This is a genomic window from Sphaerospermopsis reniformis (genome assembly GCF_005402885.1).
Lineage (GTDB): Bacteria > Cyanobacteriota > Cyanobacteriia > Cyanobacteriales > Nostocaceae > Sphaerospermopsis > Sphaerospermopsis kisseleviana.
This window is the reverse complement of record NZ_BJCE01000576.1, coordinates 1-421: the sequence shown is the minus strand read 5'-3', so window position 1 is coordinate 421 and position 421 is coordinate 1. Positions and strand designations below refer to the sequence as shown.

Below are 421 nucleotides of genomic sequence, written 5' to 3'. Positions count from 1 at the left end.
CAGTTCACCCTTGAAGGTCATAGTAGTTCGGTATACGCAGTTGCAGTGACAGCAGACAATCAACGGGTGATTTCTGGTTCTTGGGACAATACTGTCAAGGTGTGGAATTTACAGACCGGGGAAGAACAGTTCACCCTTGAAGGTCATAGTGATTCGGTAACAGCAGTTGCAGTCACAGCAGACAATCAACGGGTGATTTCTGGTTCATCTGACAATACTGTCAAGGTGTGGAATTTACAGACCGGGGAAGAACTGTTCACCTTTAAAGGTCATAGTGATAGGGTAAACGCAGTTGCAGTGACAGCAGACAATCAACGGGTGATTTCTGGTTCTGATGACAATACTGTCAAGGTGTGGAATTTACAGACCGGGGAAGAACAGTTCACCCTTGAAGGTCATAGTAGTTCGGTATACGCAGTTG

At 45.8% G+C, this 421-nt stretch carries 1 protein-coding gene; it reads left to right on the top strand.

Translation table 11 applies throughout. From position 1 onward, the window contains the following. Positions 1-45: 45 nt before the first annotated feature. Positions 46-421: WD40 repeat domain-containing protein (locus tag FFR48_RS28485; protein ID WP_236104244.1), on the top strand; the 376-nt coding region annotated here is incomplete at its 3' end.